The sequence below is a fragment of the Monashia sp. HAY1-5C genome (genome assembly GCF_056755255.1).
The window spans coordinates 1-487 of record NZ_JBPGXG010000285.1; the positions used below are offsets into that span (position 1 = coordinate 1).

Annotated in this window: 1 tRNA gene and 1 pseudogene; one reads left to right on the forward strand and one right to left on the reverse strand. The window is 70.8% G+C overall.

From position 1 onward, the window contains the following. Positions 1-191, forward strand: a pseudogene (locus ACR9ZK_RS21675) (hypothetical protein); the annotation flags it as partial. 154 nt (positions 192-345) lie between these two features. Here ACR9ZK_RS21675 and ACR9ZK_RS21680 read toward each other — a convergent pair. Next, positions 346-418 (reverse strand) — tRNA-Asn (locus ACR9ZK_RS21680). Positions 419-487 lie beyond the last annotated feature (69 nt).

Here is a 487-nt window from a genome sequence, read left to right on the forward strand (position 1 = left end):
ATGCCACCGTCCTGCCCGCCTACATCCTCGCCGCGGTCATCTTCATCGCGCTGAACTTCGGCCTGACGATCCTGGCCGGACGCGTCGAGCGCCGGCTCAACCGGCGTGGCCGTGGACCGCGTCCGACGGCGCCGACGGCCGTCGGCGTGGTCGACGACGCCCCCGCGATGAGCGCCGTCCAGGGCGCCTGACACCCGCGACAGCAACGATCGGACACCCCCGGGACCCACTGGTGCCGGGGGTGTCCTGCGGCCGAGCTCCCGGCCCGACGCAGCAGCCGAGCCGGACGGGACCACACGACGAAGGCCCCGACACCCATGGGTGTCGGGGCCTGCGCGCTCGGTGCTCCCCCGGTTGGACTCGAACCAACAACCTGCCGGTTAACAGCCGGCTGCTCTGCCAGTTGAGCTACAGGGGAATGGCTGCTGCGCAACCATAGCAAAGGATCGGGCGGGGACTAAATCGACTCCGCGCGAGGCGCATCCGG